General features: G+C 55.8%; 19 protein-coding genes, 1 pseudogene and 1 riboswitch. Of the genes and pseudogenes, 10 read left to right on the forward strand and 10 right to left on the reverse strand.

Translation table 11 applies throughout. The features are described 5' to 3' along the window. Positions 1–8: 8 nt before the first annotated feature. Positions 9–3,021, reverse strand: a pseudogene (locus AC4EYZ_RS19625) (AsmA family protein). A 109-nt stretch (positions 3,022–3,130) separates the two neighbouring features. Here AC4EYZ_RS19625 and AC4EYZ_RS19630 point away from each other — a divergent pair. Further along, the gene (locus tag AC4EYZ_RS19630; RefSeq protein ID WP_009288206.1) at positions 3,131–3,844 is read left to right on the forward strand and encodes a DUF3581 family protein; all 714 of its coding nucleotides are present in this window, start codon (positions 3,131–3,133) and stop codon (positions 3,842–3,844) included. Positions 3,845–3,889: 45 nt separating this feature from the next. On the opposite strand, the gene AC4EYZ_RS19635 is transcribed toward AC4EYZ_RS19630, so the two are convergent. The 5 genes from AC4EYZ_RS19635 to AC4EYZ_RS19655 form a co-directional block, all read right to left on the reverse strand. Then, the gene (locus tag AC4EYZ_RS19635; protein ID WP_009288207.1) at positions 3,890–5,614 is read right to left on the reverse strand and encodes a potassium/proton antiporter; all 1,725 of its coding nucleotides are present in this window, start codon (positions 5,612–5,614) and stop codon (positions 3,890–3,892) included. A 93-nt stretch (positions 5,615–5,707) separates the two neighbouring features. Then, positions 5,708–6,133 (reverse strand): hypothetical protein, encoded by a 426-nt coding sequence (locus AC4EYZ_RS19640; RefSeq protein ID WP_027960031.1) that lies wholly within the window; start codon positions 6,131–6,133, stop codon positions 5,708–5,710. 61 nt (positions 6,134–6,194) lie between these two features. Continuing rightward, complete coding sequence (locus AC4EYZ_RS19645) at positions 6,195–7,061, reverse strand: transglutaminase family protein (RefSeq protein ID WP_022522531.1); 867 nt, start codon at positions 7,059–7,061, stop codon at positions 6,195–6,197. Continuing rightward, positions 7,058–9,484, reverse strand: coding sequence for a circularly permuted type 2 ATP-grasp protein (locus AC4EYZ_RS19650; RefSeq protein WP_174788183.1), 2,427 nt, complete (start codon positions 9,482–9,484; stop codon positions 7,058–7,060). Before AC4EYZ_RS19650 ends, AC4EYZ_RS19645 begins: the two co-directional genes overlap by 4 nt. A gap of 63 nt (positions 9,485–9,547) precedes the next feature. After that, a complete protein-coding gene (locus AC4EYZ_RS19655) occupies positions 9,548–12,898 on the reverse strand; it encodes a transglutaminase family protein (protein WP_490203972.1) in 3,351 nt (1,116 codons plus the stop codon). A 364-nt stretch (positions 12,899–13,262) separates the two neighbouring features. Here AC4EYZ_RS19655 and AC4EYZ_RS19660 point away from each other — a divergent pair, with 364 nt between their 5' ends. Further along, a complete protein-coding gene (locus AC4EYZ_RS19660; RefSeq protein WP_009288211.1) occupies positions 13,263–14,744 on the forward strand; it encodes a circularly permuted type 2 ATP-grasp protein in 1,482 nt (493 codons plus the stop codon). Between the two features lie 4 nt (positions 14,745–14,748). Further along, the gene (locus AC4EYZ_RS19665; RefSeq protein WP_009288212.1) at positions 14,749–15,759 is read left to right on the forward strand and encodes an alpha-E domain-containing protein; all 1,011 of its coding nucleotides are present in this window, start codon (positions 14,749–14,751) and stop codon (positions 15,757–15,759) included. Here AC4EYZ_RS19665 and AC4EYZ_RS19670 read toward each other — a convergent pair. Then, entirely contained in the window at positions 15,756–16,826 is a 1,071-nt protein-coding gene (locus tag AC4EYZ_RS19670) for a zinc-binding metallopeptidase family protein (protein ID WP_457547213.1), read from the reverse strand. The two genes, AC4EYZ_RS19665 and AC4EYZ_RS19670, sit on opposite strands and share 4 nt — an antisense overlap. Before the next feature lie 275 nt (positions 16,827–17,101). On the opposite strand from AC4EYZ_RS19670, the gene AC4EYZ_RS19675 reads away from it, so the two are divergent. Continuing rightward, complete coding sequence (locus AC4EYZ_RS19675; RefSeq protein ID WP_009288214.1) at positions 17,102–18,601, forward strand: CoA-acylating methylmalonate-semialdehyde dehydrogenase; 1,500 nt, start codon at positions 17,102–17,104, stop codon at positions 18,599–18,601. 88 nt (positions 18,602–18,689) lie between these two features. On the opposite strand, the gene AC4EYZ_RS19680 is transcribed toward AC4EYZ_RS19675, so the two are convergent. Then, positions 18,690–19,382: a hypothetical protein gene (locus tag AC4EYZ_RS19680; RefSeq protein WP_009288215.1), complete on the reverse strand. Its 693-nt coding sequence runs from the start codon at positions 19,380–19,382 to the stop codon at positions 18,690–18,692. A 178-nt stretch (positions 19,383–19,560) separates the two neighbouring features. Between AC4EYZ_RS19680 and AC4EYZ_RS19685 the strand changes: the two genes are divergently transcribed. The 6 genes from AC4EYZ_RS19685 to AC4EYZ_RS19710 all read left to right on the forward strand — a co-directional run bounded on the left by AC4EYZ_RS19685 (position 19,561) and on the right by AC4EYZ_RS19710 (position 25,757). Next, positions 19,561–20,142 (forward strand): peroxidase-related enzyme, encoded by a 582-nt coding sequence (locus AC4EYZ_RS19685; protein ID WP_027960035.1) that lies wholly within the window; start codon positions 19,561–19,563, stop codon positions 20,140–20,142. A 124-nt stretch (positions 20,143–20,266) separates the two neighbouring features. Continuing rightward, a riboswitch (TPP riboswitch) is annotated at positions 20,267–20,372 on the forward strand. Then, the gene (locus AC4EYZ_RS19690; RefSeq protein ID WP_474191944.1) at positions 20,362–21,774 is read left to right on the forward strand and encodes a sodium:solute symporter family transporter; all 1,413 of its coding nucleotides are present in this window, start codon (positions 20,362–20,364) and stop codon (positions 21,772–21,774) included. (Overlaps the previous riboswitch by 11 nt.) Next, entirely contained in the window at positions 21,746–22,714 is a 969-nt protein-coding gene (gene corA, locus AC4EYZ_RS19695) for a magnesium/cobalt transporter CorA (RefSeq protein ID WP_141440832.1), read from the forward strand. The genes AC4EYZ_RS19690 and corA overlap by 29 nt, the downstream gene beginning before the upstream one ends. Before the next feature lie 164 nt (positions 22,715–22,878). Further along, positions 22,879–23,457, forward strand: coding sequence for an NnrU family protein (locus tag AC4EYZ_RS19700; protein WP_474191945.1), 579 nt, complete (start codon positions 22,879–22,881; stop codon positions 23,455–23,457). Positions 23,458–23,502: 45 nt separating this feature from the next. Continuing rightward, positions 23,503–24,693 carry an alcohol dehydrogenase catalytic domain-containing protein gene (locus AC4EYZ_RS19705; protein WP_474191946.1) on the forward strand — a complete coding sequence of 397 codons (1,191 nt, stop codon included), beginning with the start codon at positions 23,503–23,505 and terminating at the stop codon, positions 24,691–24,693. Beyond that, complete coding sequence (locus AC4EYZ_RS19710; protein ID WP_009288221.1) at positions 24,693–25,757, forward strand: proline racemase family protein; 1,065 nt, start codon at positions 24,693–24,695, stop codon at positions 25,755–25,757. The genes AC4EYZ_RS19705 and AC4EYZ_RS19710 overlap by 1 nt, the downstream gene beginning before the upstream one ends. Here AC4EYZ_RS19710 and AC4EYZ_RS19715 read toward each other — a convergent pair. Together AC4EYZ_RS19715 and arfB are read right to left on the reverse strand one after the other, a co-directional pair. Then, positions 25,724–25,969 carry a DUF1289 domain-containing protein gene (locus AC4EYZ_RS19715; RefSeq protein WP_474191947.1) on the reverse strand — a complete coding sequence of 82 codons (246 nt, stop codon included), beginning with the start codon at positions 25,967–25,969 and terminating at the stop codon, positions 25,724–25,726. The genes AC4EYZ_RS19710 and AC4EYZ_RS19715 overlap by 34 nt on opposite strands. Continuing rightward, positions 25,969–26,385, reverse strand: coding sequence for an alternative ribosome rescue aminoacyl-tRNA hydrolase ArfB (arfB, locus tag AC4EYZ_RS19720; protein WP_027960041.1), 417 nt, complete (start codon positions 26,383–26,385; stop codon positions 25,969–25,971). Before arfB ends, AC4EYZ_RS19715 begins: the two co-directional genes overlap by 1 nt. Positions 26,386–26,466: the final 81 nt, after the last annotated feature.

The following is a 26,466-nucleotide window of genomic DNA, read 5'->3' on the forward strand; positions in this document are numbered from 1 at the left end:
ATTAGAGACTAAGGATTAAGGGAGCGGTTCGTCTCCCGCCAGCGGTCAAACCAGCGGCGGGGTTGAATAACATGCAAGGTTGGTTCGCTGTCCTCAAGTTCAACCCCTAATCCAATCACGCCAAGGTGGGCATAGAGCGCGCCGTTTGCGCTGCGGTCTGCCAGAGCGACATCGGAAAGCAGCAGCAGCGGGCCACCAGCGAGCGTCAAGTCGCTAAGGCTGATCTGCTTGCCGCTGATCTCTAGCTGCGCCGTGCCCTCGATATCGTGCACATTTAGCAGTCGCCCTAACCAGTCGCTATCCCTTGCGCGTGCGAGAAATAGCCGGGCGAGTAAACCGGTATCGCGCATCTCAAGGCGGAGCTGGCTGACGAGACGAATAGGGTCTTCCCACGCCAATTGCGCATCCAACATGGAAAGCGTTACCCACCAACCGGCATCGGCAGAGCCATTTTCACTTTGTCGGCTAACGTTCTCCAAGCGTAAGAATGAGTCATCTGCGTTAAAACGACGCGTTTCCAGGTCGCCGTCGGTTAGGTGTAAGTCGAGATGAACGTCGCCGCGAAGCTGCTGATCCAACAGCACTAACTCTGCGCCGAAGGCGCGCAGAGTTAGTTCGCCCTGTGCATTTAATCCTTCCAACAGCCACTCGCTTTCCAGGCTGGCTTGCCCATCCAGCAACCTAACACCCGCGCCTTCGGGCAGGTAGCGGTTGTAACGGGTGAAGTCGGGCACCTCGGTAATCGGCAGCGCGATGCGCGTGGTGAAGTGCTCGGGCTGTGGAGATTCAAGCACATCGCTAAAGCGCTCGGTTTGCGTGGTGAGAGCAAAGTGGCGTCCTTCCAGGTGCGGGCTATCATCGCCTTGGCGACTCAAGGCAAAGCGGGGGATGCCAAGCGAGAGCTGGGCCCGCTCGGTGCTATCCAACTGGGCGGTGAGCTCGCCCCGTCCGGTGGCGAGATAATCTAAAAACGTGACTTCTAACTGGTCGGCGTTGACCCGCAGCCGAGTGGGTGCCAGCAAGCGGTTATCGCGAAAGGCGCCCTGAGAAAAGAGTTGTCCTTCACCCGCGATGGCTAAACCGTGGGCGTCAGGCAAAAACGCATTTAAAAAGCCTAGCCGTTGCACGCTTCCCTCGAGTGAAAATTGCCCGCTTGGTACGTCACCTCTGCGTTGAAAGCGACCATCATTTAGCACCAATATGCTCTCTAAGCGTTCGCTCGGTTGGTCGATATCGGCCACTTGCCAGCTCAACCGGGTGCCGCTGATGTTCAGCGTTGAGCCATCCATTGCTGCCTGCTGAATAGGCAGGAAAAGCTGCATATCACTGGTTAACGTGCCGACTTGTTCGCCATGTTGCCAGCGTGTGGTAAGCCCGTTTCCGGCTAAATGTACCTCTCCGCTGAGCTGTTTTGACGCCATGGTGAGCTGGCCGTGGCTGGCGGCTTTCCCGCTAAGCAACTGCAGTGGCGCGGGGTCAGGTAAAATGGCGCCTAAGTAGGTTTGTAAAACGCTGATATTAGGCAGTTGCGCGGATTGCCAGCTCAATGTCGCGGATGCTTCTTCGCGGGCCTTTTCTGGATCAGCTGGGCTCGATGCCGAGACGTTGATAGCGGCATCGTCAAGCAGCAGACGCTCCTGGTGGTGCAGCGTGGCGTTGGCAAAGTAAAGCGTTGCTTCGATAATTTCTTGTGGCGTTAGCTGGGCATCTAATGAGCCGCCACCTCGGGCAATGAAGCCACGCGTATCTGCCATCAACTCAGTTGCTTGAATACTTAGTTGGGCATCAAAAAGGCGCAATTGGCGAATGCTGGCAGAGGCCTCAATTTGCCCATGGCCAGAAAGACTGATGCCTTCCAGTTCAGAGTTCTCACGTTCAGAATCCTGTCCTTCAGAACTCTCTCCTTCAGAACCCCGTTCTCCTATACCGGGCGAAAGATATCGATCCAGCATATCCAGGCGGGTGATATCGCCTTGCAAGGCGAGTGTCGCTGAGGTGGGAAGGTCGAGTTGATCCAGTCGCTGATTAGGAATTTGGGTCGCAAGGCGTAGCTCGGTATGCTCTGCGTAAGGGTGCGTGTCGGCTAGCTCAACATCGGCCAGCTGCGTTGAAAAATGCAGTTGATCGTTCTCAACCGACAAGCGCACTTGGCCCTCGCCCGTAGCCGTGTGACGAGGCGGAGGGGTATCCGCCAGTATCCAGCGCGGCGAGTCAGTCGGCGCATGTAAACGTTGCTCATCAATCGCTAAGCGTAGCAGGGGCGCGTTCAGTATAAGCTTGCTGCCGGGGCTGTAATTCTCCTGCGGTGAGCTCCAGTGCTCCAGTTAGCGCCCCGCGCCCTTCAATGGTTAGCCAGGGCAGGGTGCCTAGGTAGGGCATAAAGACATTCCAGGCATCCGCCTGGGCATCCAACTGAAGCTGCGCTGAGAGCGCTGCTAGTAGGTTGGGGTTCAGCTCGCCGCTGGTAGCGTCGACAGGAGTTATCGAATTGAGCGTTGCATCAGCGTTAAGGTTAATATCACGCACTAAGGTCTCTTGATCACTCAAGCGAACTAAACGACCATTGGTAATGGCGAGGGAAACGTTAGGAATCGCTAGGGTGTCGCGACTTAGCGTGGTCTCCGTTACCTGCAGCTGGCCGTCAGCTTCAAGCGCGATGTCACCAACGGTCAGGCGGCGAATACCCTCGGCATCGAGTGTGTCGATATGCAGTTCGCCGCGTAATAGAGCCATTAGCGAGAGCGAAAGGGTGGCGCGTTCGGCTTCAATTGAGATGGGCAGTGCTTCATCTTCACGAGCGAGATAGAGTCCCTCTACTTCCCAGCGGCCTGGGTGGCGGCTAACGCCTTGCTCCCAGCGGATGTCGATGCCCTCGAATTGTGAAATGCGCTCGGGCAGCCACTGGCTGTTAAGCAGCCAATAGCTGCCCGCCACCCAGGTAAAGAGGATAAACAGTAGGCCAACCAACGCCCTTCGCAGCAGGCGAGGTAGGCGATTTTTACGAGTGTTCGCGTCTGACATAGTGGCTTCCCTAGCAGATAACTCCTGTTGGGGCGTGTTTTATGGCATTATGCGCGGCGTTGGGCAGTGACGGGTTTTCGATTTCAACGCTAGGCAGGCAACAAACGCCATGTTCAAGGATTTTTACGCGCAGCGCGGAGAGTATGTAGTGATCTCCGCAGAGCAGGCCAGTCGCTTCGCCAAAGGCGTGGCGGGTGACTACAACCCCATTCATAACCCGGATGCACGCCGTTTTTGTGTGCCCGGTGATCTACTGTTTGTACTGATACTCACAAAGTTTGGGTTGTCGCGGCAAATGGAATTTCGCTTCACCAACATGGTGGGCGCTGATACGCCGCTTAAGTTTAGCGAAGCAGACAACGGTGCACTTCACGTCTGTGATGAGAGCGGCAAATGTTACTTACAGGTGGTGCGTAGTGGTGACATTACCCACGATCCTGCGGTGGTGGAAGCCTTTGCGCGTTGCTATGTCGCGTTTTCAGGCAAAAACTTTCCGCACTATCTCAAACCGCTGATGGAAGAGCACGGGGTCATGTTTAACCCCAAACGTCCACTGGTGATCTACGATAGCATGGGGTTTTCACTCGAGCGCTTGGATGGTTTTGCACCGGGCTTGACGCTGAACCACTCTTCGCTGGAGGTGCACGGTAAACGCGCCGATGCACTGCTGGAGTTCTCTATTGAGTCCGCCGGGGAGGCCGTAGGGGTGGGTTCCAAAAAGCTCGTAGTGAGCGGCCTTTGTGACTATGACGCCGATGAAATGGCCGCTATTGTAGAAGAGTTCTATCGTCTCAAGGCCGCTTACGAGACGGCCTCGACTTGAACACTGGTACTTAGCCTCTTGCGAGGCTAAGTATGGATAAGACGCTTATTGGTCAGGCTTGTCCTGCACCGTCAAGCCAACCGTGGTAATACGGCCACCGAGTGTCGCCAGTACCGCCAGCATGATGCCATCGAGCTGAAGTGAGTCGCCTATCTCCGGTTGGCTGGAGAGTGTATTGCGCAGCAGTGCGTCGAGAGTCGTCTGGCCATCCTCTCCTTCGATCAACACGCCATACGAGTGGCGTAAATCGTCTATCCTTGTACTGCCCTTGAGCTTTAGCTCCTGATCGGGCAGCTCTTCACTGACCACGCCCACCGCATCTGAAAAGACACAGTCGATAAACGGCCTCGTCTCGGGACGCAGCACCACGAACAGGTGATCGCCAGCCATTAGCTCTGTCGAGCCTCGCGGGGGAATTACGTCCTTACCCCGGGTAATCATCGCGACGACCGTCGTATCGGGTAGTGCCATTTGTGAAAGCCGCCGACCCGCTGCGCGTGGATGGTCGCTCAGGGTGTACTCCACAATATCGGCATCTACCTCTTCCAGCGCGGTAATCTCAAGGCTGGCCGCCGGTACCGCTGGCGGTTTTTCAGTCAATCCCAGCTTGCGGGCCACCACTGGCAGAGTGGTGCCCTGGATGGTTGCCGAGATCAGCACCACGAAAAACACCACATTGAAGATTAATTCTGCACCCTCCAGCCCAAACATCAGCGGAAAAATAGCCAGGATAATAGGGACGGAACCACGTAGGCCTACCCAGGCCACTAAACTGGCTTCACGGGCATTGAAGCCGAACAGTTTCATGACCGGCAACACGGCGATTGGCCGGGCAACCAAAATCAGTACCGCAGCAATCACCAGCCCTTCCAGCCATACATCCAGCAGAGACACCGGGTTTATCAGCAGCCCCAATACCACGAACATCACGATCTGGCTTAGCCAGGCGAGCCCATCATGAAACAGGAATGTGCTGCGCTGAAAGGCGATACGGTGGTTGCCAATGAACACCCCGGTCAGGAAAATGGCCAGGAATCCGCTCCCCCCTGCGTTGGCTGAGATACCAAAGGAAAGGAAGCCACACGCGGCCACCATTACCGGGTAAAGGCCCGAGGCCACCAGATGGATGCGGTTAATGATCTTGACTGATGCCCATCCTACGCCAAGCCCTACCAGGCCCCCTACGCCCATCTGCATGACGAAAAGCTCAAGCAGCCCCATGCCTGGTTTCATGCCATTGACCAGCACTTCCAGCAACCCGACGGTAAGGAAAATAGCCATCGGGTCGTTTGAGGCGCTTTCGATCTCTAGCGTGGATTTCAGTTTTTTATTGATATGTATGCCGGCGTTTCTTAACAGCGAAAATACCGCTGCGGCATCTGTGGAGCCCACGATAGCCCCTAGCAGCAGGCCTTCCAGCAGCGGTAAGTCGAGAATGTAGGCGGCTGCCACGCCGGTGATTAGAGCCGTGATCAACACCCCGAAAGTGGCGAGCAGGGAGGCGGGTTTCCAGACTTTTCGAATCGATGAGGTAGGCGTTTGAAGCCCGCCGTCAAAGAGGATCATTGCCAGCGCCAGCGTGCCTAGGGCATGTGCCCCCGCTGGGTTGTCGAAGGCGATCCCTCCAATACCACTCTCACCGGCCAGCATGCCAATGACCAAGAACAGAACCAGGACAGGTAAGCCAAGGCGGGCAGATAATTTGCTCGATACAATGCCCACCAATATCAAAATCGCAGCAAGTAAAATGAGCTTGTCAACGGGAAACATAAACGGAGAACCCTTCTAAAAAGGTACTGATAGTTTGAATGGCAGCGTGTCTCTAAAGCGGTGCCACTAATGAATAACTGAACAACTACGTAGTTAGCTCTTTGCGAGGATAGGCGGTGCCCGACCGGGGGGAAGAAGGAGGGCACAGCCGCTGGTGTCGTTTGAAACGACACGGCCAAGAATTGCCTGGTGGGAGATAGCTGAATGCAGCGAGGCGAAAAAGCTAACGGGAGGGGGATCGTCGGCTGACCATTCGATGGCCTTCAAAAGCTCTTTATCTACCTGCCGCTTGGTGGCATCGTTTCTTATTCGTAGCTTGGTGGGGAGTGGCGCGAAAGCGTAGTGACTCGAAAGACTTTTCAGGCTTTCATCGGTCTGTTGCAGCTCGGTGAAATGTGGCTTGTAAAACTGTTCGACGGCACCCGATAGCAAGACCAGAAAACAGCCCAGAAGCAGGATCTGGGATGCCCAGAGAGGCGCATGCCCGACGTTTTTTCCATCCCCACCCCCTTGCTGCATCGAGTCTTCCTTGAACAAGCCAACTATGTAGCTGTTATACCTTAGGTGGAGTTGGTTTGCATCAGCCCACCAGTGGCATGACATCCACTTCGACTTCCAGGCGGTGTTCGCCGCCCCCGTTCATGACGCCTTTTAGCGGGGCTACGTCGGCGTAATCTCGCCCCCAGGCCAGTACAGGGTGCTGTTCACTGGCCACGGTGCCATTGGTGGGGTCTAGGGCCAGCCACCCCCATTCGGGAATCCAGGTCGCCAACCATGCATGGGAAGCATCTGCGCCGATCAGGCGTGGCTGCCCGGGCGGGGGCTGGGTTTCCAAATAGCCACTGACATAGCGCGCAGCAAGACCTACCGAACGCAATGCACCAATCGCGAGATGAGCAAAATCCTGGCAGACACCCCGCCGGTTGGCGAGTACTTCGCTTAGCGGCGTTGCAAGTGTGGTAAAGCTGGGGTCGTACTCGAAGGTTTGATGAATCAGTTCATTGAGCGCGAGAGTCGCCTCGACTATTGGCCTGCCTGGGGTAAAGCAGCTGTGGGCAAAGGTGGCCAGCTCATCATTACGGCGAATAAACGGTGAGTCGAGGCGGTAAAGTTGAATGTCAAAACTGTTGTTCTGGCTAAGCTGCTGAGCGACTTGTTCCCACGTCGTTGAGGTGGTGGGTAGCGCTGCTAAGGGGTGTGTACTCAACTGCGTTACCACCGTGACATCCAAGGTTTGATGAACTTCCTCCATGGCGAAATAGAGCACTCGATTGCCGAATACATCGCGGCGCTCCATCTGTACCTGCGGCGTGGGGCTGATCTGCAGTTCCGAGGCACCACAGTGCTGATGCGGCGTTTTACGTGGTAGCACCCGAGCTTCACTATGGCACAGCGTCACGGGGGCGCTGTAGTGGTAGCGGGTGGTATGGCGCAGCGTGTAGTTCATGCATCAGGCTCCATGCTGACTAACTGGCGTGGCCGCTCCACGTGGCTGAAATGACTCTGACTGATGGCTTCAGAAAGCGCGCTTAAGGGGTCAATTAAAGCATCCAGCAGTTGCTCTAAGGCATCCTGTGCCTCCGGTGTATCGGCTAGATGACTTAAGCGATCAATGTCGGCCAGGTGCAGTGCCGCATTGGCCTGAATTAATAGCCGCCGTTCGGCGTTACGGTAGGGCGATGAGCTGCCCGGCAGGCGATCCATCTGTCGTTCAATGCGCTTGAGCATATAGCCCACCGAGCGAGGATTGGTTTCATCGAACAGCAGTAGATCGAGAATCGCCGCAGGGTGAAGCTCACTGCGGTAGCGGCGGCGATAGGCGGTAAAGTTATCGGTGGTGGCGAGCACGACTTCCCACAACGCCAGCCCCGGAGAGTGCGGCGCATTGAGGGTGAGCTTGAGCAGCGAGAGCAGTCCCAGCACGCGATCCAGGAAGCGGCCGATATCCATAAACCGCCAGCCGTAGTGATGGGGCATGGTTTCGTTACACAGCCCGAAGAAGGCGGCTAGCTGAGCAGACAGCCCTTCGCAAGCGCGCCGCGCCGCGCTTGCCCCCAAGCTGGGGTTGAAGGTAGCCATGCGCTGACGCAGTTGATGCACCACCCGCCAGGAGTCATCGCCTAAGTGGTCACGCACGCTGCGTGCGTTGCGCATTAGTTGGGCAAACAGTGGCTGTAAGGCCTGGGGATCCACGTCATCAAACTGCGCCAGTAACGCGGCGCGCTTTAGATCAAAACCAATCAAAGGTGCCTGTAGTCGCTGTTGGTCCTCTTCGTTTAGCGTGGTGATATCCAGTGCCAGCAGAAGTTCATCGAGCAGCTGATCGGCGATCTCATCCTGGTCGTACTCCATTAGCCTCATTAGCGCTTCACGCAGAAGTCGCGCGCGGGTGTCTAAGCGCTCGCCGTAGCGGCCTAACCAAAACAGGCTTTCGGCTACTCGGCTGGGTAGGTCGGTGCCGTCACGGGTGGCCACCACCGGGCCGCGGGCCTGGCGGAGCTGGCTGACATGGGGCTGAGGAGAGGCTGCCGTAACCCAGACATCTTTAACGATGGTGCTGCTTAGTGATGGCAAGCCAGGTTCGCCAACCCAAGCTAAACCACCGGGCATTACTTGGTACTCGCCAGCCGCACTATTTTTAGCAGCAGTGCTGCTTTTGGCAGTGGCATTGGGGGTGCGTGTTACAAAGCAGCGTAGGTTGAGCGTGGTGGGCTCCAGGCGCTGTAGGTGGCTATCAAAAACCGGCGCGGTGGCTGGCTGCGTCGTGGCATTGACGTTGGGCAGCAGCAGGGTCTCACCCAGAAGATGCTCGCACAGCATCGGTAAGTAGTCCGCTAACACCGGGGCTTCCAAAATGCCTACCCCCAAGGCGTTAGATAGCGCCACGCCGCCTGAGCGCATGGCCTGGAGTAGCCCGGGTACGCCCAGCTGCGAATCGCCGCGCAGTTCCAGCGGGTCGCAGTAAGCGTCGTCGCAGTGGCGCAGTATCACATCGACTGGCTGTAGACCGCCCAGGGTGCGCAGCCATACTTGGGTATCGCGTACGACTAAATCCTGGCCTTCTACCAGTGCAATATTGAGGTAATTGGCTAAATAGGCGTGCTCAAAATAGCGTGGGCTCCCCGGCCCCGGCGTTAATAAGATAAGCGTGGGGTTATCGCGATGCTGATAGGCCATGGCGATCAGCGTGCGGTGGTGTAGGTCAAGAAACCCCGCTAGCCGCTTTAAGGGCGCATTGCGATACATATCCGGCAGGGCGCGGGCCATCAGTATACGGTTTTCGAGCGCAAGCCCAGTACCGGATGGCGCCTGTAGGCGGTCTGCCAACACCCGCCACTGGCCCTGAGTATCCTGAATCACATCCACACCGTGGAAAATAATCGGCGCGCGGTCATTGGGCAGCGACTGGTGGCAGGGCAGTAATAAATGCGCTGAGGCAAGCAGCTCTTGGGTGGGGAGTAGTCCAGCCTCAAAGAGCGTTTTGGGCCCATAGATATCGTCGTAGAGGGCGCTCAGCAGACGACTGCGCTGGATTAGCCCCGCTTCTAATGCTTGCCACTGTGGTTCATCAATCACCCAGGGTAGCGGGTCGAGCCGCCACGAACGCCCCTGGGTTTCATCATGCATATTGAAAATTACGCCGTTTTCAGCCAGTAGGCGCTGAATCTCGTCATGCTGCTGGTGACGACCCGTCGGGCCCAGGCCCTCCAATGAGCCGAGTAAGCTCTGCCAGCCAGGGCGTAACTGCCCCTGGCCATCGAGCATGGCGTCGAACGTGCCGGGCTGTCCCTTGCCTAGCTGGTGTAAGTAATCCTCAACGAGCCCGTTAGCCACGGGCGCGAGAAGTGAGGGAGAGACAGGGGCCGTCATTATCCTTGTAATCCTAAGCAGTAGGAGGCGGATTATCCTGCACTAGTCGCTAAGAGAAAAGCATTAGCTAGGCGTCCAGCGCAGGTCGAGGGTCTGCGGCAGTTCCAGGCTGGGGGTTTCCAGCTTGGGAACCTGATGGCCATGACTATGGCCGCTGTCACTAAAACGCCCCAGTCTTCGCGCTTCGGCTTCAAACGCATTGACCGGGAAGGTATCGAAATTACGCCCTGTGGGGTGCACTACGTAGTAAGTACAGCCCGCGACTGAGCGCTGGTTCCAGGTGTCGATCACATCAAACACCAGCGGCGCGTGAATGGGGATCTGCGGATGCAGCGCCGAGGGCGGCTGCCAAGCGCGGTAACGCACCCCGGCCACCGCTTCGCCGTTTCTGCCGGTAGCTGAAAGGGGCACCCGGCGGCCGTTGCAGGTCACCACATAGCGGTCACCGCTCATGCCACTCACCTTGACTTCCAGGCGCTCCACTGAGGAATCCACGTAGCGGGCAGTGCCGCCAGCTGAGGCCTCTTCGCCCAATACATGCCAGGGTTCGATGGCTTGGCGCAGCTCAATATCCAGCATGGGGGTGTGCAAGCGTCCGTGCAGCGGGAAGCGAAACTCCAGGAAGGGGGCGAACCACTCTAGATCAAAATCGAAGCCGTGGTGGCGCAAGTCACCCAGCACGTCGTCAAGGTCGCTCCAGAGGTAGTGGGGAAGCATCCAGCGATCCTGCAAGGCGCTGCCCCAGCGCACCGGTTTGGCTCGGTAGGGCGTTTTCCAGCAGCGGGCTACCAGTGCGCGGATCAGCAGCATCTGCATCAGCCCCATGCGGGCATGGGGTGGCATCTCAAAGCCGCGTAGTTCCAGTAAGCCGAGGCGACCGCTGTCGCTATCCGGCGAGTAGAGTTTGTCGATACAGAATTCGGCGCGGTGAGTATTGCCGGTTAAGTCGGTGAGCAGGTGGCGCAATAAGCGATCGACCAGCCAGGGCTGCACCACTTCGCCTTCGGGCATTTGCTGTAGGGCGATCTCCAGCTCATAGAGGGCTTCATGGCGAGCTTCATCCACCCGCGGCGCCTGGCTGGTGGGGCCAATAAACAGACCCGCAAACAGGTAAGAGAGACTCGGGTGGTGCTGCCAGTAGGTGACTAAACTGGCGAGCAGGTCCGGACGACGCAAAAACGGTGAATCGTCAGGCGTCAACCCGCCCAGGGTGACATGGTTGCCACCGCCGGTACCGGTGTGGCGGCCATCGAGCATAAATTTTTCAGTGCCCAGGCGGGTTTCCCGTGCTTCAGCGTAAAGCCGTTCGGTTTGTGCCACCAGGGTTTGCCAACTGGCCGCAGGCATAATATTCACTTCGATCACGCCTGGGTCGGGGGTGATCATAAAATTTTCCAGACGCGGATCCCGAGGGGGCGAGTAGCCCTCTATCATGACCGGGCAAGCGAGTTCCTTGGCGCACTCCTCAACGGTGCTAAGTAGGTCAAGGTAGTGCTCTAAGCCGGTCAGCGGGGGCAGGAAAATATTTAGGCGACCATCCCGTGGCTCCACACATAGGCTGGTGTGAATAACATTACTTTCCCTATCGCTGTTTGCCTGGGGCTGCTGTTGAACGGATTCGCCCTCGGGGTGTGATGGGCTCGGGTGGCTTGAGCGCCCCAAGCGTTCGGCATCACTGATATGCAGCTGTTCGGCGTTGCGGCGGGCAACTTCACCGTGAATATCACCCAGCTCAGGCCGAGGAGCGAACAGCGATTCAGGCTGCGGCTGCTCCTCTGGGGCAGTCCAGGGCAGCGCTGAAAGCGGTAAACGTAGGCCCATGGGCGAATCGCCGGGTACCAGAAATAAGTGGTCGCGCTTGAGTGGCCAGCGGCCACTCTCCCAGCGGTAAGCTTGACTGATCGAGTGGCGCAGCGGCAGGGCGTAGCCAACGACTTCGTCTAACCCCTGCTCCAATAAACGAGCTAAACGGTGGCGTTCGGCGTCATCTTTGAGATTGGCTTCGCGTGGGTCGACATTGACCGGCAGCGATTGCTCTTTCCAGAGGTAGTAGTAGGCATCTTCATACGCCGGAATCCAGTAGCGCTCAGCCACGCCCAGGCGTTCGCTAAGTGCTTTGGTAAAGCGTTGGGCAGTGGTGTCATCCACGGCTACCTTGGGGGCGCCTTCCATACAAGCTAGCCATTTTGGATCTCGCCATAGCGGCACGCCATCTTTCCGCCAATAGCAGGCCAGCGCCCAGCGCGGTAACGGTTCACCGGGGTACCATTTGCCCTGCTGTTGCTGAATAGCGCTGCCGGGCGCATAGGCGGCTTGCAGCCGGGTTAGCAGTGCCTCGGCGCGTTCGCGCTTATGCTCACCTAACGCTTCGGTATTCCACTGAGGGCTCTCCATATCATCGACGGATACAAACGTTGGTTCGCCCCCCATAGTAAGGCGTACGTCCTGCTGCAAGAGTTCAGCGTCCACTTGGTCGCCCAACGCGCAGATACGCCGCCACTGTTCATCGCTATAGGGCTTGGTGACCCTTGGGTCTTCATGGATGCGCTCGACCTCCATGGTCACATCAAAGGTGACTTCGCACTTATCCGAGAACCCGGTGATGGCCGCAGCGCTACCCGTCGTCGGAGTGGCGGCGAGCGGAATGTGTCCTTCGCCAGCGAACAGGCCTGAGGTGGGGTCAAGGCCTACCCAGCCAGCGCCTGGCAGGAAGACTTCGGTCCAGGCGTGCAGGTCGGTGAAGTCCACCTCGCTGCCGCTAGGGCCGTCCAGCGCTTTAACATCTGACTTGAGCTGAATGAGATAGCCGGACACAAAACGAGCGGCGAGGCCCAGATGGCGGAAAATTTGCACCAGCAGCCAGGCACTGTCGCGGCAGGAGCCGCTGGCGAGTGTCAGCGTCTCTTCGCAGCTCTGGACACCGGGCTCCAGGCGCACTAGGTAACCGATGTCATTCTGCAGGCGTTGATTAAGCGCGACCAGAAAATCGACGGTGGTAGTCGGTTCACGGGGAACGGCTTTGAGCCACTCCATCAGCCGTGGCCCTGATTCGGTTATTTCAAGATAGGGGCTTAGTTCTTGGCGCAGCGCTTCTGGGTAAGCAAAGGGAATCGTTTGCGCAATGTCGTCCAAGAAGAAATCGAACGGGTTAATCACCGTCATCGGGACGATTAGCTCGACGACAATGGTTAACTCTTGGCGCGGTTCAGGGAACACCACGCGAGCATTGAAGTTGCCGAACGGATCCTGTTGCCAGTTTAAAAAGTGGTCATCGCCGGAGAGTTTGAGCGAGTACGCTTCGATATGAGTACGGCAGTGGGGCGCTGGGCGCAGTCGAATAACATGGGGCGAAAGACGCACCGGGCGGTCAAAGTGGTAAGTCGTACGATGATACAAGGCAACGCGAATGGTCATGAGCCACCCTCAAAAGAACCGTTATTAACCGGCTGGTCGGTTGGGTTAAGGAATAACCGAACGTTTCGCAAGTATCGTTCCACTTTTACTTTTTTGCAGCCGCTATCTTAACTAAGACGTTTAACTAAAGTGGAAAGCGCTTTGTGCACCAATTTGACGCCACTTTTATGCACCAATGCGGCGCATAAAAGCGCTTTAATTTTCTCGTGCTCTCTGTCAAGCGGCGTTTAAGTAAGTGAACGTTGAAATATCGCAAAAGATGGTACGCATTTTGCTCTCATTTGTTTGATTGTTTTGCACGCGGCAGGCCTACACTGAGCATTGAGGAAGTTGCCGCTTCCACCCCCGCGCCAGGAGAGCGCCCATGAGCCAAGTGAATTGGAATAACTATGCGTGTCGTGATTACTACGATGAGCTGATGGCCGCTCCCGGTCAGCCACGCGAGTCAGCGGGTGAATTGTGCAACATGTTGGCAAGGTTTAGCGCCGAGGAGTTAGCGGAGCGAAAAACCGCGGCGGAGATCGCTATTCGTACCATGGGGATTACCTTCACCGTCTACTCTGAAGGCGCGATGATTGACCGTGCCTGGCCCTTTGATATTGTGCCGCGAATCATTCCCGCCAGTGAGTGGCGTAAAACCGAGGCAGGCCTTAAGCAGCGCGTGCAGGCGCTGAATCTATTTATCGATGACCTTTACCATGATCAAAAAGTCATTAAGGACAAAGTATTGCCCGCCGAGGTGCTGGCACAATCGGTTAATTTCCGCCCCCAGTGTGTTGGCATTAACCCCCCTCACGGCGTATGGGCTCATGTATGTGGCTCTGACCTGGTGCGCGATGGCGACGGGACGCTCTACGTGCTGGAGGATAACTTACGCATTCCTTCCGGTGTCTCCTACATGCTGGAAAACCGCAATGTCACCAAGCGGGTACTGCCGGAGCTGTTCGCCTCAGGCAAGATTTTGCCCGTTGATGACTATGTGGCTCAGCTTTACGACATGCTGGCGGCGATGTCGCCAAGGCCAGGTGATGACCCCCAGGTAGTGGTACTGACCCCCGGGATCTACAACTCTGCCTATTTTGAGCACGCCTATCTTGCCCAGCAAATGGGCGTCGAGCTGGTGCAGGGAAGTGATCTACTCGTTGATGACGATGATGTGGTGTACATGCGCACCGTGGAAGGGCTACGCCGGGTCGATGTTATTTACCGCCGTGTAGACGATGAGTTTCTCGACCCGGAAGCATTTAACCCGGAATCCATGCTGGGGGTGGCGGGCCTAATGCGCGCCTGGCGGGCGGGGAAAGTAGCACTTGCCAATGCGCCGGGGGCTGGCGTGGCGGACGATAAGGTCGTTTACGCCTTTGTTCCCGCGTTGATTCGCTACTACCTCGATCAAGAGCCGCTGATCCCCAACGTGCCCAGCTACCTGTGTATGTTCGAGGACGATCGCCGCTATGTACTCGACCACCTGGATGAATTGGTAGTGAAACCGGCCAATGAGTCGGGGGGCTACGGTATGCTCATTGGCCCACGCTCAACCAAAGAGACCCGCGAAGAGTTTGCCCGTTTGATTAAGGCGAACCCGCGCAACTATATGGCTCAGCCTACCCTGGCACTGTCGACCACGCCTACGCTAGCGAATGGATTACCGCAGCCGCGCCATGTGGATTTACGCCCTTTCATACTCTCTGGACCTGAAATCCACGTTACCACCGGTGGCCTCACCCGCGTGGCATTGATAGAGGGGTCGCTGGTGGTGAACTCCTCTCAAGGTGGTGGCAGTAAAGACACCTGGATTGTAGAAACCGACGACAAGGCGGCAGCGGCCGCGGTGAAAGGAGCCTAACGCCATGCTGTCACGCGTTGCAGAGAACCTCTACTGGATGGCGCGCTATATTGAACGTGCGGAAGACACTGCCCGTTTGCTGAGTGTCAATAGCCACCTTATGCTCGATTTGCCGGGGCGCCTGCCGTTAGGTTGGGCACCGCTTATCGAAATGACCGGCAGTCTGGAAGCCTTTACCGCACGCCATAAAGACTTTGATGAACGCAATGTGGTGCACTTTTTATGCGCTGATACTGACAATGATATTTCGATTATCTCTGCGCTTGCCAGTGCCCGTGAGAACCTCAGAACCACTCGGGATGTGGTGCCTCGGGAGATTTGGGAAGAGGTTAACCAGCTCTATCTGAGCGTGGCCGATCATGCCGAAAACGGCGTTAGTCCACGCCGTCGCGATAGCTTTCTCAAAAGCGTCATCCGTAGCTGCCAGGCGTTGACAGGCCTGATTGAAGGCACGTTAAGCCATGGCCCTGCGCGTACCTTTATTGAGCTGGGGCGTCAGTTAGAGCGGGCCGATATGACTACCCGTATTGTGGATGTGCGCTCTGCCAGCCTGCTGCCGCAAAACCCTGAAGAGCTGCTGCCGTTTGAAAACCTGCAGTGGATGAGCGTACTCAAATCGCTCACCGCCTACCAAATGTACCGTCAGCAGGTACGCTTACGCGTTCGGGGCCCGGATGTGCTGCGCTTTTTGCTGCAAGATCCTAATCTGCCACGCTCCATTGCCTGCAGCTTGGAGACGCTGGGCCATGAGCTGACGCTACTGCCAAGACAGGATCGACCGGCAGCGACCGTTTCACTGGTGCGCGCCGATGTGGTGGATGCCGATATTCAAGCGCTGGCCCACTCACCCAGCAAGCTGCACCTGTTTATCGACGAACTTCAGATCGGCTTTGCCGCTATCCACGATACGCTTAGCGCAACCTACTTTGTGAATGACGACAGCGTGCCCCGCGTTACCCAAAACCAGAGTCAGAGCCAGAGTCAAAGCCACGCAGGGGATAACGATAACGACTAACCAGTGGGGGAGTCGCGCTCTAGCGGGCTGGCGGCCTGCACGATTCGATGCAGGTACGTCAGCTTCTCGCGCACCGCTGGGGCAAGCACTCCTGGGGCCAAATCGAGCAGGCCCATATCCCGGTTGAGCTCATTCACTGCCATCCCTACCTGATGAAAGGCAATCAGCATGCTCTCCAGACTGCCGTCGTACTCAACGGGGGTAATGCCCATGTGCAGTGCGGTATCCAGCACGGCGACCATATCCAAGTAGTAGGCAAATGTTTCAGCAAAATCTTCCCAGGGGTGCATGGTGGCGTAAGCAGAGATGAAGCGATTAGGCCAGTCGCTGGGCGCCCCCTGCTGGTAGTAGCGCTCTAACGCTTCGGCATAGGTTGGCCGGTGGTGATTGCCAAATACCGCACGGCAATTCTCTTCATCGCGATCCTTAACCAATACATCCCAATAGTAGTGGCCGATTTCATGGCGGAAATGACCAATTAATGTGCGATGGGATTCGTTCATGTCGACCCGCAAGCGCTCGCGTTCAACGTCGTCGGCTTCTTTGATGTTGATGGTGATATGCCCTGCTGCATGGCCGGTATACACCTTCTCTGGCTTGGCGGTGGAACGCCATAAGCCCTGGTCGGGGAGGGCATCAGCCATAAATGAGAAGCTTAACGGCACAGCAATGTCGTCGTCTTTGGTACCGTGGGGAAGTTTAAGTAGATCCAGAGTATGAAAAAGGCGCCGTTTAGCAGCCTCTAGTGCCGCCCAACGCTCACGGTGGCCTGCAATATTGAGGTCGGGTATTACTTCGTTGTAACGACAGCAGTCGCAGAGCGTGTCCGCTTGGCCGTGTTCCATCACCACCAGCCGATTACATACGTTTTCAACAGCGTAGTTGTGGCACTTCATTAGCGCTGTATCGCAACCCGGGTGGGTACAGCGATAGCCGCCGTTATCCAAGGGCTCAATGGCCACGATATTGCTACAAGCAGGGCACCAGCCTACTTCTGACTGACAGGCAAGGCAGTGGGTGTTTTCGTAGAACAGCGGATTGCCACAGCGGCAGTGAAAGGTCTGCATAGATAATTCCCTGTGTTTAAACACGAGCTTTCGCCGTGGGCGATCCGCAAGCCTGCGGCACACTGATTAGCCGAAGCATAGCCAGCGCGGTGCCACAATGAAAAGGCTAATTGACGTTCTGGCGTAGATTTTGTTTACTCATGAGATACTTGGTTGACGTTAACGTCAACTTGCTGCTATACCCTGTGTACTTGTCTTACCGCGATGCGTTTTAAAAACAGCTTTTTTTAATACTCGCAACCATAACAACCACAACCATAAATAGGAGCAACGCTATGTCCGTTCGCGAAATTCCCATGTATATCGATGGCCAGCCCGTCCAGTCACAGAGCCAGGAGTGGCGCGACGTGGTCAACCCTGCGACGCAAGAAGTAGTGGCTCGAGTGCCGTTCTGTACCGCTGACGAAGTAGAACGCGCTATCAGTAGTGCCAAAGAAGCGTTCAAGGAGTGGCGTAAAGTGCCGCTGGGGAAGCGCATGCGCATTATGCTCAAGCTGCAAGCGCTGATTCGCGACAATACCGCTGAACTCGCGGCACTGATTACTGAAGAGCACGGTAAAACCCTGCCCGATGCGGAAGGCGAAGTGGGTCGTGGTCTGGAAGTGGTAGAGCACGCTTGTTCGATTACTTCGTTGCAGTTGGGTGAATTAGCTGAAAACGCTGCCAACGAGGTAGACGTTTACACCATGCACCAACCGCTGGGGGTGGGGGCTGGGATTACCGCCTTTAACTTCCCGATTATGTTGCCCTGCTTTATGTTCCCGCTGGCGATTGCCACCGGAAATACCTTTGTGCTTAAGCCCTCCGAACAGGATCCCAGCTCCACCATGCGCTTAGTGGAGCTAGCCCATGAAGCGGGTATCCCAGCGGGCGTGCTCAACGTAGTGCACGGTGGCCCGGACGTGGCCAATCAAATTGCCGATCATCAGGATATCAAAGCGCTCTCGTTCATCGGCTCTACCCATGTGGGGTCGCTGCTGTATAACCGTGCAGCAGCGGCGGGCAAGCGCATGCAGGCGATGATGGGCGCCAAGAATCACTGTGTGGTTATGCCTGATGCTAACCGTAGTCAAGCGATCAACAACCTGCTGGGCTCAGCTTTTGGCGCTGCGGGCCAACGCTGCATGGCGAACTCGGTAGTGGTGCTTGTCGGCGAGGCACGCGAGTGGCTAAGCGATATAGTAGATGCGGCGCGAGCAATGAAAGTAGGCCCAGGCACTCAGCTTGATGCGGACTTGGGCCCGCTGGTGTCACCTGCTGCCCGTGATCGTGTACTACGTTTAATCGATGCAGGGGAGAAAGAGGGCGCCAAACTGATGGTTGATGGTCGCAAGGTTCAGGTAGAGGGTTACCCCAACGGTAACTTCGTGGGGCCGACCTTGTTTGCCGATGTAACCGCCGATATGACCATTTATCGCGAAGAGATTTTTGGCCCCGTGCTGTGTGTGGTCAGTGTTGAAACCCTGGATGAGGCGATTGCCTTTATCAATGCCAATCCCAACGGCAACGGTACCTCCATCTTTACTAACTCAGGCTGGGTAGCGCGCCGGTTTGAAACCGATATCGATGTTGGACAAATTGGTATTAACGTGCCAATCCCCGTACCGGTCGCTTACTTTAGTTTCACCGGGTCAAGGGCTTCAAAGCTGGGCGATTTAGGGCCCAATGGTAAGCAGGCGATTGCATTCTGGACACAAACAAAAACCGTAACGGCACGTTGGTTTGAACCCGAGAATGTTTCCAGCGGTATTAATAGCACGATTTCGCTGGGTTAAAAAAGTGGCGCTAACTGGCTCCGCTTAAGCGGGGCCAGTTGCTAACGAGGTCGGTTAACCGCTTGGCAGATCAAGCCAGGTGGCTGGCTTAAAAGTTGTCAAACAGCGGAAGGCTCTCTTCAAGCAGCTGTTCAATGGGGCCGAGCTGGCTTTCATGCAATACTAACAGCGACTCCTTACCCATAAAGTGTTCAGCGGGGGGGACGAGCAGAGCAAACTCACCCTCTTCAAGGTGAAACTCATGTATTTCGCGCATTCCCAGCGGAGTTACACACTGCGTGCAGCGGTAGGTGTCATCTTCGCCATAAATCAGCCGATGGTACATTTTAAACAGCGTATATAGTGCCAAACCACCCTCAAAGGCTGGCCAGCGCGCAGGGGTCTCGCGAATATCGTTGGTAAGGTCTTGCCCTTCGGCTTCGGCGTCTGCAATTGCATTGGCAAGCGGGGCGGCAAGAATGGCGCTGTTGTCGGCAGGTAACGGCGTGTTGTGCTTAGAAGCGTGTTCAAAATCTTGTACAGCGCGCTTAAAGTCAGGAACGCCATCAAGAGTATAGTCGACATGCTGGAGGTCTTCGGGCTCACAGCCGCCATTTTCCCAGCCATGAATGACGCGAAGTGTCATTTGACCCCGTGTCATTGGGCGGGCAAGCAGCATATGCAGCATTATACGAATGTGCAGCTGACGCTCATCGGTATCATTTTCAAATGCTCGGTAAGGGTCAGTAAACAGCTCGTTTAGACGACCGGGGGTATGTTCCTTGGCTTCGTTATGGCTCATGACAGTGTCCCTTTGAACGAACTGTTTATTAAGAGTAGCGCATGTTTTTTTGTCACAGAACGAATCTTCAGTATGGCGAGTAGGGCGGCTGAATAAAAGCCTCTTAATTCAGCTTTTTGTTACACAACCGCTAAGCCGTTTTTATGAGATGGCTAAACTTAACAAGAAAGAGGTGAGCATGTCTTCATCATTAAGTCGTTTTAACGTGCCTGAAACATTGGATGACCTGCCTGACGATATTCGCAATACCATTTTGACCGTTCAGGGTAAAGCGGGTTTTGTGCCCAATGTCTTTCTGATGTTGGCCCATCGCCCTGCTGAATTTCGTGCTTTTTTTGCCTATCACGATGCGTTGATGGAGCGCGAATCAGATACCCTCACCAAAGCCGAAAAAGAGATGATTGTAGTGGCTACCAGCGCACGTAATCGCTGCCTATATTGTGTGGTTGCTCACGGGGCACTGGTGCGCATTTACAGTAAAGACCCGCTACTCGCTGACCAAGTGGCGATCAACCATCGGGTGGCGCCGATTAGCGAGCGCCACCGGGTGATGCTCGATTTCGCCATGCACTGTGCCATCGATGTGGGTGAAATGACTGATGAATGGCTTGCCCGCCTGCTGGAAGTAGGCTTTAGCCAAGAGGATTGCTGGGATATAGGCGCGATCGCGGCGTTTTTTGGCTTGTCGAATCGGTTGGTTACCCTGGCAGGTACGCCACCCAATGAGGAGTTCTACCTGATGGGGCGAGTGCCTCGCTAAGAGGCGACCAGCGCACCTTAACTTTACTAAGCTATGATTTTGATTGAGAATAGTTCTTGAGACAGCGCTTCGAAAAGTACCCAAAAACGTACTTAGAAAAAGCGCTTAGCAAAACACCTACATTCACTGTCGCCAGGGGAGCCCTGCATAAAAGGGCTGAGATGCGGCTACGCAGACCCTGGAACCTGATCCGGTTCGTACCGGCGGAGGAAGTGCGACATGCTTTACCTAACGTTAGCCGTGCTTGGTGCGGCGCTGTGCTGCTTTGCTTACTTAGGCCTCCGGGCTCGCTGGGTGAATGGCCCACTTGATGACTATGTCACCGCCCGTAACTCGCAAACGGCATCTACCCTGGGGCTCTCCTTCCTTGCCTCCGGCATGGGCGCATGGATTCTCTTTGCTCCTCCTGAAATCGGCGCCTTTGTTGGCCCGCTGGCCCTGGCAGGCTATGCATTAGGCTCTGCGCTGCCGTTTATCGTCTTGGGGCTGTATGGGCCGAAGATTCGCCGGGCGCTGCCCGAGGGGCGCAGCATCGCCGAGTTTGCCGAAGCGTGCTATGGCCCTGGTGTAAGGCGCTGGGTAACGCTGGTATCAATCGCCTATATGGCGTGCTTTTTAGCTGCCGAGCTAACCGCTATTGGCGCCATTACCGCGCTGCTTTCCGATGTGCCCCCCGCACTGGTGATTATTGGCGTGGCGCTTACCACGCTCATCTATACTGCGGCAGGTGGTCTACGGGCCAGCCTTGCCACTGACCGTTGGCAGGCGTGGTTGTTACTGGTACTGCTGTGTGTGGTCGGTGGCATGGCCCTATGGCGGCTTCCCACTATTCCCAACGAGGCTGCGCTTCCTGCCATTCCCATCACCAGTGCGCTCAGCGTAGCGTTAACGCTAGTGATCGCGGTTACCGCGGCCAATCTCTTCCATCAAGGCTATTGGCAGCGCGTGTGGGCCGCTCAAGACGATCAAAGCCTGGGGCGCGGGGCATGGTTAGGTGGCGCAATGACGGTAGTCGTCATCATGGTGATTGGTGGTCTAGGTGTATTGGCCGCGATGAGTGGTGTGCCATTAGGCGAGCCGCCGATGCCATTTTTTGCCCTGTTAAGTGATGCTCCTGTTTGGCTGACGCTACCCGCCTTGGTATTAGCGGTGACCTTGGTGGCCTCCAGCGTTGATACGCTGCAAAATGGTATTGCCTCGTTGGTGGTCGCGCGCAGCGAGCAGCAGGGCGTATCACTGGTGGCTGCCCGCTGGGTGACAGTGGTAGTAATGGTACCGGTGGTATTAATTGCCTTGCAGGGGTTGTCAGTACTGCGTCTGTTTTTGATTGCCGACCTGCTGTGTGCTGCCATTGTGGTACCTGTGCTGTTGGGCCTGTGGCAACGAATGACGCCACTGGCCGCCATTGTAGGTGGCATCGCGGGGCTGCTGGGTGCCATTCTCCCAGGGTGGTTAAGCCAAGGAAGCTTGGTCGCCGGGATGGTGGCCGCCAGTTTTCCGGGCAGTGTCCCTACCTTGGGGCCATTCGTCGGGGCGTTAATCGCCTCAACGCTGGTGAGTGTGTTGTTAGCCTACTTAACGCTAGCTATTCGCAAGGACATCCATGATTCGAACTCTTCTGACTACCCCTGAAGGTGAGACCCACGAGGGGGATGAAAGCCTGTTGGCTGTCTGGCAGACGACGCCTGGCAGCCATATCTGGATCGATATGCAGGGCGAGTCCCAACAAAGCGAGCGGGCGATTTTAGAGGCGTTTGAGTTTCACCCCATGGCGATTCAAGATGCCCACAAAGAGCGCCATCCGCCAAAAATTGAAGAGTTTGATAATCACACCTTGATTATTTATCGTGGCATCTCCTCCTTTGATGCCGAACTAAACTATCTGCCTCAACAGGTCTGTTTCTTTGTGGGGGAGCGATTTCTGGTCACCCTCCATCCCGGCCAAGCGCTCTCCATAGAACGGCTATTCAACGAGCACGGTAAAGCCCTGCTGGCCCATTCGCCGGAACATGTCGCGCTGCGGGTGATGTATATTTCTGCGGGCTTTTATATCGATAGCCTGCTTGAGTTCGAAACGGCGTTAAGCGATCTGGAAGACGAACTGCTGGAAAATGGTAATGATGTGCTAATGCGCAAGATCATCACTTACCGTTCCCGGCTGGTTAAAATGCGCCGCATCTTTAGCTACCACCAGGGGATTACCCAAGAACTCACCGCTTATGACTATGAGCATTTACCGCGGGAAGAGAGCGAAACCCTGCACGCCATCAACGATGTAGCGGATCGCTTCGAACGCCTCTACACATTGACCCAAATGTACTACGACATTTGCGGTGACCTAATCGATGGCTATATCTCTATTTCCTCCCACCAGCTAAATATCACCATGCGGGTGCTCACGGTGATTACCGCGATTTTTGTGCCGCTCACGTTTATTGCCGGGATTTACGGTATGAACTTCGAAAATATGCCCGAGCTGCGTTATCAGTATGGCTACTTTTTTGTCTGGGGAGCCATGTTGGGTATTGCGGGTGTCATGATTTGGCTATTTAAGCGCAAGCATTGGTTTTAAGGACAGGTTTTAAGGACGGGGTTTAGTCTCCCCATAGAACGACTCCAGGAAACAAAAAGTTGACCCATGCATAGGTGGTCGGTGGCTGAGTGTGGCATCCTCTCCAGCGACCAAGACTATAAGGCATAAAGCCGTCGACTAGCGTTTTCACTGGGAGTTGTTCCATGACGATTATGATTATCGGGCTGCTGATTTTTTTAGGCAGCCACTCTGTACGTATCTTTGCTGAAAACTGGCGTCAGCAGCAGATTGCGAAACATGGCGAAACCACTTGGAAAGTCGCCTATTCGGCGGTATCCATCGTTGGCTTGGCCATTGCTATATACGGTTTTGGCCAGATGCGCCTTGATCCCATCTATATCTGGTACCCGCCAATGGGAATGCGCCATGCGGTGGCGCTGCTGATGGTGCCGGCCTTTATTATGCTGGTGGCGGCATACATTCCGCATAACGCGATTAAGGCCAAACTTGGCCATCCGATGATGCTGGCGGTGAAAGTCTGGGCTTTTGCTCACCTGCTGGCCAACGGTCGCTTGGGTGATATTATCTTTTTTGCTGCCTTTCTTATCTGGGCTATCCTGGCGTTCAAAACCGCCAAAAAGCGTGGTCGTCTTACGCCACCAGCGCCCGTTAGCACTAATAAAATGGCCACCATTGCTACCATACTCGTCGGCTTGGTAGCGTATGTGGTGTTTGCCTTTTACTTGCACACAGTGCTGATTGGCGTTCCTGTTTTTAGCTAATCTGTTTTTAGCAGTTTGACGTTAGCCCAACCTAGGAGTCACTCCATGGCCGAGACGACACACACGGTGCCCACCACAATGGCTGCTATGCTCTTGGTTGGACATGGCGGTATAGAAAAGCTGGAATACCATCAGGGTGTCGCCACGCCGCAGCCCAAGGCGGGCGAAGTGCTGGTGCAGGTGACCGCCACGGCGAAGAACAACACGGATCGCAAGGCGCGTGAAGGGCTGTACCCTACCAAGGACAAAGGCGATGTTACCTCCTTTGCCATGGGTGGTACGCCAACCTTAACTTTCCCGCGTATTCAAGGCGCTGACGTCGCAGGCCGCATAGTGGCGGTGGGAGAGGGCGTTGACGCCGGGCGCATTGGTCAGCGAGGTTTGCTGGATTTTAATATTTACGCCGATGAACGCCGTGATATTAATCTAACCCCGGATTACTACGGCCATGGAGCCGACGGCGGCTTTGCTGAGTATATCGCCGTGCCTGCTGATCAGTTTTATCACGTGCCCAACTCTGAGCTTCACGACGCTGAACTGGCCTCAATGGGTATGTGCTCTTATCAAACGGCTTACCATATGATGACTGCCGCCAAGGTGAGTGCTGGCGAGCGTGTGCTGGTCAGTGGCGCTAGTGGTGGTGTGGGCACCGCGCTCATTCAGCTCTGCCGTATTGTGGGAGCGGTTCCGTATGCCGTTAGCCAGTTAGATAAAGCCGAGGCGCTCAAAGCACTAGGCGCAGAAGCGGTCATTGATCGTGGCGACCTGCCGACGTTTGTTGACCGAGTGCTGGAAACCACAGGCGGTAAGCCAATCGATGCGGTGATGGACTTGGTCGGCGGTGAGATGACCAACCTGTTTATCGACACCATGATTGTCGATATGCAGGGGCGTAAGAGCTACCCCCGTCTCTCTATTGCCGGTGCCAGCGGTGGGAACCTTAGCGAAATGATGTGGACCCGCGTGTATCTTTATCAAGTACAGATATTTGGCGTTTCCCATGGCACCCGAGAAGAGGCCGAACAGCTGGTGGCGTGGATTCGCAGCGGGGAATTAAAACCGGTACTTCACGCCGCTTTTAAGCTTTCTGACCTGCATGCCGCCGAGCGCTATTTTGTTAACCGGGGCAGCAATTATCTGGGCAAAATTGTGCTTGTTCCCGATGCTCAGTGGGCATCTCACGGTGCGCCGTTCGCCCTTGAGAATCCTTCTTCTTCCGTTCAGGAGCGCCGCTAGTGCATAACCTTCATACCATCCAGCTAATGGACACTCATGCCGGTGGTGACGTTAGCCGTATCGTCACAGGGGGTATTGATGTTCTGCCTGGCGCCACCGTTCGCGAGCAGATGGAGTACCTGCGTGATGACGCCGACGGTTTGCGCCGCCTGCTGCTCGAAGAGCCCTACGGCATTCCGGAAATGTCGGTCGACTTGTTGGTGCCGGCCACTCACCCTGAGGCGGTGGCGGGTTACATCATTATGGAAGTGATGGGGTACCCTATTTACTCCGGCTCCAACACGCTGTGTACCGCTACAGCGGTGCTGGAGAGCGGCATTGTGCCCAAGCAGGAAGGCATACAGCGCTTTAAGCTGGAAGCGCCGGCGGGGCTAGTGCAAATCGAAGCGAAGGTGCATAACGGTGTGGTGGAGTCGGTTACTTGTGGTGGCCTGCCCAGCTATATCGATACCTATCGCGATACGATTCAAGTGCCGGGGATTGGCGAAGTCACCTATTCGATCGCCTATAGCGGTGGCTTTTACGCCTTGGTCGATGCAACCGAGCTGGGCTTTAAGTTGGTGCGTGATGAGGAACGCGCACTCTCAGAGTGTGCCTACAAAATTGTTGAGGCAATAAAGGCGCAGCGGGGCTTTTCTCACTACACTCTGGGCGATGTGGGGCCTCTGCCATTTTTGCACTTTATGGGGCCTGAAGAGCAGATAGGGGAGGGGTATACACGTTCACGGTCAACGACCTACGTTCATCCAGGCGTTATTTGCCGCAGCACAACGGGCACCGGCACCTCGGCACGTCTAGCGCTAATGAACTACGAAGGGCGTTTGAATGTAGGTGATAAGCTAGAGACGGTGTCACTGCGTGAGACGGGGTTTATCGGCACCTTCATTGGCACCCATCAGGAAGGGGCTTACCAGGTAGTGGAAAATACCATTACTGGCCGCAGCTATGTATTGGCCCACTCGGATATTGTGATTAACTGTGATGACCCGATGGTCGCGTGTGGCGAGCTACACCATATCTTGCGCGACCGTCACTCGCCGGAAGCCCTGCCTTTAGAAACATAGCCCCTAGAAACATAGCCCCTAGAAACATAGCCTTCGGCTATTAAGCGTTCCCATACCGGGGTCTTTTCGGCCTCGGTCATGCTGCCCCAAACCGCAATTTCATCCAGCGTGCGACCACACCCTTCGCACACCGATGTTGTTGGTTCAATCTGACAGATTTGTATGCAGGGCGAAAGGGGGCGCTGAGCAGGAGGTGCGGTGTCTTTAGTCATTAAGAGGCCGACACCTTACCGCGCAGCGATTTAATTTTGCCCTTACGGGTTTTGTGATCGACGCGGCGGCGCTGTGAACCTTTGGTGGGCTTAGTGGCGCGGCGTGCTTTTTGCTGCTTGGTGGCACTCTGTATCAGCTCTTTTAAGCGTGCCAACGCATCCTCTTTATTCAGCTCAAGCTTACGATGGCTCTGGGCTTTAATAATCACCACGCCCTCTTTACTGATGCGCTGATCGGACAGCGCCATTAAGCGCTCTTTGTACAGCGGTGGCAGTGTTGAGCTAAGAATATCGAAGCGCAGGTGTACCGCTGAAGCGACTTTATTGACGTTCTGTCCGCCCGCGCCTTGGGCGCGAATCTGGCTAATATCAATCTCCCAATCAGCCAGGGTAACGTTGCTAGAAATGGTGAGCATTAATGGCCCCTGTGTTACTCGTGAACCCATAAGGCTAGCACAATTGGCACAGAGGCGATGGTCGTTAGGTGCTTAGCCCAC

It is taken from the genome of Vreelandella sp. 162(4c) (assembly GCF_058152265.1).

Excerpts from the sequence above, each read along its gene's own strand:
- arfB (WP_027960041.1), bottom strand. The coding sequence starts at position 26,385 with ATGCTCACCATTTCTAGCAACGTTACCCTGGCTGATTGGGAGATTGAT.
- corA (WP_141440832.1), top strand. The coding sequence starts at position 21,746 with ATGATTCGAACTCTTCTGACTACCCCTGAAGGTGAGACCCACGAGGGG.
- AC4EYZ_RS19680 (WP_009288215.1), bottom strand. The coding sequence starts at position 19,382 with ATGAGCCATAACGAAGCCAAGGAACATACCCCCGGTCGTCTAAACGAG.
- AC4EYZ_RS19700 (WP_474191945.1), top strand. The coding sequence starts at position 22,879 with ATGACGATTATGATTATCGGGCTGCTGATTTTTTTAGGCAGCCACTCT.
- AC4EYZ_RS19690 (WP_474191944.1), top strand. The coding sequence starts at position 20,362 with ATGCTTTACCTAACGTTAGCCGTGCTTGGTGCGGCGCTGTGCTGCTTT.
- AC4EYZ_RS19715 (WP_474191947.1), bottom strand. The coding sequence starts at position 25,969 with ATGACTAAAGACACCGCACCTCCTGCTCAGCGCCCCCTTTCGCCCTGC.
- AC4EYZ_RS19675 (WP_009288214.1), top strand. The coding sequence starts at position 17,102 with ATGTCCGTTCGCGAAATTCCCATGTATATCGATGGCCAGCCCGTCCAG.
- AC4EYZ_RS19640 (WP_027960031.1), bottom strand. The coding sequence starts at position 6,133 with ATGCAGCAAGGGGGTGGGGATGGAAAAAACGTCGGGCATGCGCCTCTC.
- AC4EYZ_RS19665 (WP_009288212.1), top strand. The coding sequence starts at position 14,749 with ATGCTGTCACGCGTTGCAGAGAACCTCTACTGGATGGCGCGCTATATT.
- AC4EYZ_RS19650 (WP_174788183.1), bottom strand. The coding sequence starts at position 9,484 with ATGACGGCCCCTGTCTCTCCCTCACTTCTCGCGCCCGTGGCTAACGGG.
- AC4EYZ_RS19655 (WP_490203972.1), bottom strand. The coding sequence starts at position 12,898 with ATGACCATTCGCGTTGCCTTGTATCATCGTACGACTTACCACTTTGAC.
- AC4EYZ_RS19670 (WP_457547213.1), bottom strand. The coding sequence starts at position 16,826 with ATGCAGACCTTTCACTGCCGCTGTGGCAATCCGCTGTTCTACGAAAAC.
- AC4EYZ_RS19660 (WP_009288211.1), top strand. The coding sequence starts at position 13,263 with ATGAGCCAAGTGAATTGGAATAACTATGCGTGTCGTGATTACTACGAT.
- AC4EYZ_RS19630 (WP_009288206.1), top strand. The coding sequence starts at position 3,131 with ATGTTCAAGGATTTTTACGCGCAGCGCGGAGAGTATGTAGTGATCTCC.
- AC4EYZ_RS19635 (WP_009288207.1), bottom strand. The coding sequence starts at position 5,614 with ATGTTTCCCGTTGACAAGCTCATTTTACTTGCTGCGATTTTGATATTG.
- AC4EYZ_RS19685 (WP_027960035.1), top strand. The coding sequence starts at position 19,561 with ATGTCTTCATCATTAAGTCGTTTTAACGTGCCTGAAACATTGGATGAC.
- AC4EYZ_RS19705 (WP_474191946.1), top strand. The coding sequence starts at position 23,503 with ATGGCCGAGACGACACACACGGTGCCCACCACAATGGCTGCTATGCTC.
- AC4EYZ_RS19645 (WP_022522531.1), bottom strand. The coding sequence starts at position 7,061 with ATGAACTACACGCTGCGCCATACCACCCGCTACCACTACAGCGCCCCC.